General features: G+C 54.1%; 7 protein-coding genes. 4 read left to right on the forward strand and 3 right to left on the reverse strand.

What is annotated here, in order from left to right:
- Positions 1–28 precede the first annotated feature (28 nt).
- A complete protein-coding gene (locus tag Q1B27_RS11610) occupies positions 29–424 on the reverse strand; it encodes an Rrf2 family transcriptional regulator (protein ID WP_299847641.1) in 396 nt (131 codons plus the stop codon).
- Between the two features lie 103 nt (positions 425–527).
- Between Q1B27_RS11610 and Q1B27_RS11615 the strand changes: the two genes are divergently transcribed.
- From Q1B27_RS11615 to Q1B27_RS11625, 3 genes are read left to right on the forward strand one after another with little or no spacing between them, the layout of a single operon-like run.
- Complete coding sequence (locus Q1B27_RS11615; protein WP_299847643.1) at positions 528–1,739, forward strand: GTP-binding protein; 1,212 nt, start codon at positions 528–530, stop codon at positions 1,737–1,739.
- On the forward strand, positions 1,736–2,371 hold the full coding sequence (locus tag Q1B27_RS11620; RefSeq protein WP_299847645.1) for a DUF1826 domain-containing protein: 636 nt from the start codon (positions 1,736–1,738) through the stop codon (positions 2,369–2,371). Before Q1B27_RS11615 ends, Q1B27_RS11620 begins: the two co-directional genes overlap by 4 nt.
- Positions 2,368–2,628 (forward strand): DUF6525 family protein, encoded by a 261-nt coding sequence (locus tag Q1B27_RS11625; protein WP_299847647.1) that lies wholly within the window; start codon positions 2,368–2,370, stop codon positions 2,626–2,628. Before Q1B27_RS11620 ends, Q1B27_RS11625 begins: the two co-directional genes overlap by 4 nt.
- A 454-nt stretch (positions 2,629–3,082) precedes the next feature.
- Here Q1B27_RS11625 and Q1B27_RS11630 read toward each other — a convergent pair whose 3' ends face one another.
- Together Q1B27_RS11630 and Q1B27_RS11635 are read right to left on the reverse strand one after the other, a co-directional pair.
- Positions 3,083–3,805 (reverse strand): hypothetical protein, encoded by a 723-nt coding sequence (locus Q1B27_RS11630; RefSeq protein WP_299847649.1) that lies wholly within the window; start codon positions 3,803–3,805, stop codon positions 3,083–3,085.
- A gap of 244 nt (positions 3,806–4,049) precedes the next feature.
- Complete coding sequence (locus Q1B27_RS11635) at positions 4,050–4,976, reverse strand: LysR family transcriptional regulator (protein ID WP_299847651.1); 927 nt, start codon at positions 4,974–4,976, stop codon at positions 4,050–4,052.
- 175 nt (positions 4,977–5,151) lie between these two features.
- Between Q1B27_RS11635 and Q1B27_RS11640 the strand changes: the two genes are divergently transcribed.
- On the forward strand, positions 5,152–6,042 hold the full coding sequence (locus Q1B27_RS11640; protein WP_299847653.1) for a hypothetical protein: 891 nt from the start codon (positions 5,152–5,154) through the stop codon (positions 6,040–6,042).
- Positions 6,043–6,149: the final 107 nt, after the last annotated feature.

The raw sequence follows: 6,149 nt of genomic DNA on the forward strand, positions 1-6,149 counted from the left end.
GGCAGAAACTGCTGCACGTTTGCGCGCTTCATACTTCAGAAATAGAAGTTTCACCCAACCTCTGGATCAGGCTTTGCTCGATTTCATCTAGCACGCCCGAGACTCGTTTCTGCAAGGCGTTCTCGACCGAACATACGGGTGCATCAGTGTTTTCCCCGCTCGCGACAAGACGTTCATCCAGCGCAAGGTAGATATCCGCAAGGGTGATGCTTTCCGGCGCACGTGCCAAACGCCATCCACCGGCATAACCCTTTTCCGACGTCAACAATCCGGCTTCGCGCAATCGCCCCAAAACCCGGCGAACCACGACGGGGTTCGTTCCTGCGTGATCAGCAATGTCCGAAGATGTCCGCACGCGATCCGGATCTACCGCCATATGGCTGAGAGTATGCAGGGCAAGAGAGAGACGACTGTTGCGTTTCATGTGCGGTTTTCTCCAGGCAGACAGCAAACGTAACTTTTGGTGTTGCATTAGTCTAGTAACTGGATAAGTTACGTGACTCACAAAGCACCCAATGGAGCGTTCTATGGCAGATACTCGTCTTCCCGTCACGGTTCTTTCCGGCTTTCTAGGAGCTGGCAAGACAACACTTCTGAACCGGGTCCTGAACAACCGCGAAGGTCGTCGCGTGGCCGTCATCGTCAATGACATGTCCGAAGTGAACATAGATGCAGACCTTGTTCGGGCCGACACGGAACTCAGCCGGACAGATGAAACGCTGGTTGAGATGTCAAACGGCTGCATCTGCTGCACCTTGCGGGACGACCTTTTGGATGAAGTCCGTCGTCTCGCGGCGGAAGGGCGCTTTGATTACCTGTTGATCGAATCGACCGGCATTTCCGAGCCTCTTCCCGTGGCCGCGACCTTCGATTTTCGAGATGAAGCAGGCGAAAGCCTCTCCGATGTGGCGCGGCTGGATACGATGGTGACCGTTGTCGACGCGGCGAACCTGCTCAACGATTTCTCGTCCCACGATTTCCTGCGGGACCGGGGCGAGACGATGGGGGAGGAAGACGACCGCACGCTGGTGCACCTTCTGACCGACCAGATTGAGTTTGCTGATGTGGTGATCCTGAACAAGATAGATGATGCCGGGTCAGAAAAGGTCGATGCCGCCCGCAAGATCATCCGCAGCCTGAATGCCGACGCCGAGATCATCGAGACCAATCATTCCTCTGTCGCCGCTGAGAAGATCCTCGACACAGGCCTTTTTGACTTTGATCAGGCACACGAGCACCCGATGTGGGCCAAAGAGCTTTACGGCTTTGCCGATCACGTCCCGGAGACCGAAGAATATGGCGTCACCTCATATGTCTATCGGGCGCGTTTACCCTTTGTCCCCGAGCGTATCCTGAAGGTGTTGAACGGCGACCTGCCGGGGGTGATCCGGGCAAAAGGACATTTCTGGATATCGACGCGATCTAATTGGGTGGCCGAGTTCTCCCTTGCTGGATCGCTCTCCAGCATCACACCTTTGGGCACATGGTGGGCCTCCGTCCCTGAAGAGCACCGCCCCACACATGACAGCGCGAAGGCCTACATGCAGGCGCATTGGCAAGAACCCTGGGGGGATCGCCGTCAGGAAATCGTCTTCATTGGCGCTGGAATTGACTGGCCCAGGCTCAAGGCGCGACTGGACACCTGTCTTGTGCCCGCCCTCGCGACCACAGGCCCCGACAACTTACCGGATTACCCGGACCCATTCCCGATCTGGCGTCGGGTTGAGGATGCCGCATGAATTTCGTCAGGAAGACGCTCAGAGATGCCGCAATAGGGATTGGCGTTGCACATGATCCGACGTCCCTTAGCGCATTTCTGCAACCAGGGTGCGCCGCCGCTATCTGGCGGCGGCAAACCCCGCCAGAGGTCCAGGCCTGGCTGGACAAGCTTGATCCGGAGGTTTTGCCCAGGGGGCGGGTCATTCTGGCCGCTAATGCGGTTACGGACACCATTGGGCACCTCTTCAGCACCTCTGGGTTACCTGTCGGGCCAGAACGAGAGTGGCTCCACGATGACATCTTAACAATGGTCGACGTGTTTTCAGACCTTATGTCCGCCCGGTTCCTGCGTTTGCGGTTGGATGTTGTGGAGACCAATGCCTGTCGCAAATTTCACATCGATGCAATCACCGCCCGGCTGGTCTGCACCTATCGGGGCACCGGAACCCAATACGGGATATCAACCGACGGCCGTGATCCAGAGCGCGTATTCACGGTTCAAACCGGTGCTCCAATTCTACTTCGCGGAACGCTTTGGCCGACGCAGCCACTCTCGGGCTTATTGCATCGCTCGCCCCCGATAGAAGGGAGCGGAGAGACCAGGCTTGTCCTGGTGCTGGATCCTGTCTTCGACCCGGATGACGAAGCATGAGCGCTAATCTGGGTCAAAGCAGCTTGCGCCGGAAACGACGCTCTGCCGACCCCATGGCCGCCTATGACGGATTGCCCGCCCCGCTACGGCGATGGCTCTCGGAAGCGGCTTTACCATGGTCCCCATCTTCCGCTCGCCGCATATGGTCCAGGTCTTTGGGCAAGGGGCTGACACCAGAAGAAACGCTACTGTCGCTTGATCAAGCAGAGGCCAAGACACTGTCCCGTGACAAAATAGTCATCACATCTTTGAGGTAACCCAGACCGCGCCCGCGTATGTTTGCACCAGGATATCTGCCGACAATGATTTCATTGTATTTAGTGTCCGCTTTGGCCGCGTTGCCGCCATTCAGCCCAGAATTGCCGGACTGAAAACATCGGATGTCAGCTCTGAGCCGAGGACGGACATGATGCTGAGGACGAGCGTCGGGCCGCAGGATGGCGCTGCAACATCTCAGCATGGCCCTTTATCCATCGCCGGATCCCTCCATCTTCACCGGAACGCGCGAGCCTCACAGAAACGCCAGCCCGTCGGGACGGTGTCGCCATTGTTGCTCGGACCAATGGCGCAACCAAGGCAACCGCTCGCCCGGCACCTAGGGCTTGATTCCAGGCAGAGCGGCTGGCTTCAGCGGTTACCAAGTCGGCAAAATAGCCACTGGCCGGTTTGAGCCCAAAGTGTCCGATGCTGCGCGCGACACGAATGGCCGCTCTATTGATCCGGGTCGTTCTTGGCCAGCCAGATTTCAAAGGCTTCGAGGATGTCATCCCCATTTCTTTCGAAATGCGTTTCCGCCTCCAACCCTTTCAGACCGATGAACGCATCGTCTGGAATGTGCCATCTCAATTTCTTGCCCTCTGAAAGCGCAGCGTGCATCTTCGTTTCGTAGGCGAGGACACGTTCTGGCTCTGACGGTGCGTAATCTCGCGACGCAAAGCTTACAGTGTTCATACGCTTCAAGATGGCATCATTGCGGTGCACGTCTGCCTCAAATATCCCGAGGGGGTTTTTCTTGGCGTCGTTTTCCCAGAGATACTCTTCGATCGACATCGGTGATCCAGAGCCGAGAAACAATTGCCATCCCGTACCAAGATCGCATTTCGGGTGCAGCAAGCAGGCCATCGCCCAGTCCTCATCGAAAGGACCATCATAGTAGATGTTGCTCGCAAGATAGTGGATATCCCCCGCATCCAACTTGGCCAGAAAAGCACGACCTTCCTCGCTGTCTGGCATGATTTCGTGCAAGTTTAATTCGCGCGCGCTATCAAGCCATTTCTGCCTCTCATGCGCACTCGCTTGGCGGCGGCGACGCGCCTCAATCTGTTCCTCCGACATGTTTGCTTGCTGGAGTTTTTGAAAGGTATTGGCCTCATTCAACTGCCGAATAAGGCGATCTCGCTTCCTACCTTGAAAAAACTTCTTAACAAAATTCACGCCGTTGGCCCTTTCCTACCCATGTCTTCCTTGTTTTGCCAAACAAGCCAGATGTGCGGCAAACTATCGAATGCAGACATTTGTTCAATAGGCGCTGGCGGCAGCGTCCCGCGTCGCGGTCACTCACGAACCCAAAATGCTGCGCTTTGCATGAACGACTGCTTTCCGGAAGCTGATCGGTGGATTCTGGAAGTCGTCGAATGTCCGGTTTGGGCCGGACTTTGAATGAAAGTTCAGCGGCAGCTCAACGACGTTTTACCGAAGCCATTGCCTGTTCAACAAACCAGTTGATTGCCAGATTGTGGCGTGTTCGTTCGTGTCGTACCAGATAATAGGGAAAGCTTTCGCCCCTTCGAAAGGGTGAAGAACATAAATTAGTGACCCTTTGGATCTGAACACCCAAACGTTTCGGTACGGCAGCGACAGCGTCGTTCTCACCGATCAGAAAGGGCAGTGTCGTAAAAAAGGGTTGATGAAACACAGGTGCTAATTGGCCCTCGTCAGAACGCATGATGGTATCAGGCTTAAGTTCAGTCGTGCCTGGGAAATTGAACTCGATCTGCCGAAACGGAGACAGGTCTTTTGGACTAAGGTCTGATTTGGACTTTGCAATTTCCTGCAAAGGGTGACCTTGCCGATAAAGCACTTCATATGTCTCTTCGTAGAGCTTTTGAGCGAGAAGATCTCCACCTTCAGTCACGTTGATATAGAGCATTAAATCCAAATCCCCGCTTTGCAGACCTTCAAAGCTACGGGGAACAAGTGATGAAACATCAATCCTTAGCCCTGGGGCTGTCTTAGCAAACTGTTCCATGATGGGCCCTAGTACAGCGGCGACACCGTAGTCTGTCGAGGCAATGCGAAAACGATAGTGAGATGTTTCAGGATCGAACGTGGAAGAAGCGAACACATCTTCCACAGCCTGAATTGCCGACTCCACAGTGTGTCTGAGCCCCAGTGCATAGTCGGTCAGTTGATAGCCAGATTGTGTGCGGATTAAGATTGGGTCACCGACTAGATCCCGAATACGTGCGAGAATGCGGCTGGCAGCCGGCTGACTAATCCCAAGATGAGAGGCTGTGCGCGTCACACTGCTTGTTGTCAGCAGAATTTTCAAAAAGCGAAGGACGCGGAGATCTAAAGACGAAACCTCAGTATCCAATTTATGCATGTAGATTATACTATCGTAGTCATATTGCTGATGTCAAAAATACCGTATTTGTCGCCCTGAAAGGCAAGTTCCACACTCGGATTTGCAATTGGAATACGTGTTTCGCCGCGCCGTGAAATGCTGGCGACATGCCAAGTGCCCATTCATGGGGTCAATTTCTACAGGAGCCCATTCTATGATCAGAACTAGCGCAATGTTGGCAGCCATCGCTTTTGCCTGTCCCGCTATGGCTGACACCGGTATCGTTAACGGCCTCCCGCCCTACACAGAAGCGGTATTGCCCATTGAAGGTGCGCTTTATGCCGTCGCCATCGGCCCTGGTGGACCCGGTGAAGAATTTGGATTGTATGAAACAAACGGAGGGCTTTATCGACTAGACCCTGAAGGAGGCTATTCCCAAGTCGAGCTTTCAGACGGGCTCGGGCTGCGCAATCCAACTGGCATGGTCCAGCAAAATGGGCAGATCGTGCTCGTGGATGGTAATCAAGTTGTTTCTGTTTCGCCTTTGGGAGATGTTAATTGGCGCCGATCCCTCGATGGCGAAGGCGTCTTTTTCTACGACGTCGAAGCGCTGAATGATGAGGCCTTAATTGTCAGCGATTTTGGAAGAGGCAAATTTGTGTCCATTCAATCTCAGAGTGGCGAAATGAATCCCTATCTAGATCAAGTCGAAGTCAGTGGTCTTGCTCGCTTCGAGATCAGCGGTGAAGGAATTTATGCTATTTCCTGGGGGGCGGATGATGCCTGGAACAGTGCTGTTTACCAAGTTACGGCCGCAAACGGTGCTGAGGAGGCTAAATTGTTGGCCGACGGGTTTGGCAATCTGGAATCAATCGAGCTTGTGGACGGCCACATCGTTGTCGGAGGCTACAGAGGGCATGAAAATTTTCAGGACGCAAAACTGTTTCAGCTCGATGCAGAGGGTGACGTGTCAGCACTTTCTGTAGGGGCGGAGACCAAAGGTGTATCCGATATCTTTTTTGATGGCGGGTCGGTTTGGATAAACTATTTCTATGACGCCTCGTACGAAAAGATAGCGGTCAAATCACTGTTGTCGGCGCGTTAATTTCTCCCAACCGAACGTCCTGTGTGGATTGCTCCTGCATAGCAAGACATTTTTTGAGCTGATATGAGCGTCTGTCAGATGCAGTCGTGTGTCCGGCCTGTTTGCGC

This window comes from uncultured Roseovarius sp., from assembly GCF_947489715.1.
GTDB lineage: Bacteria > Pseudomonadota > Alphaproteobacteria > Rhodobacterales > Rhodobacteraceae > Roseovarius.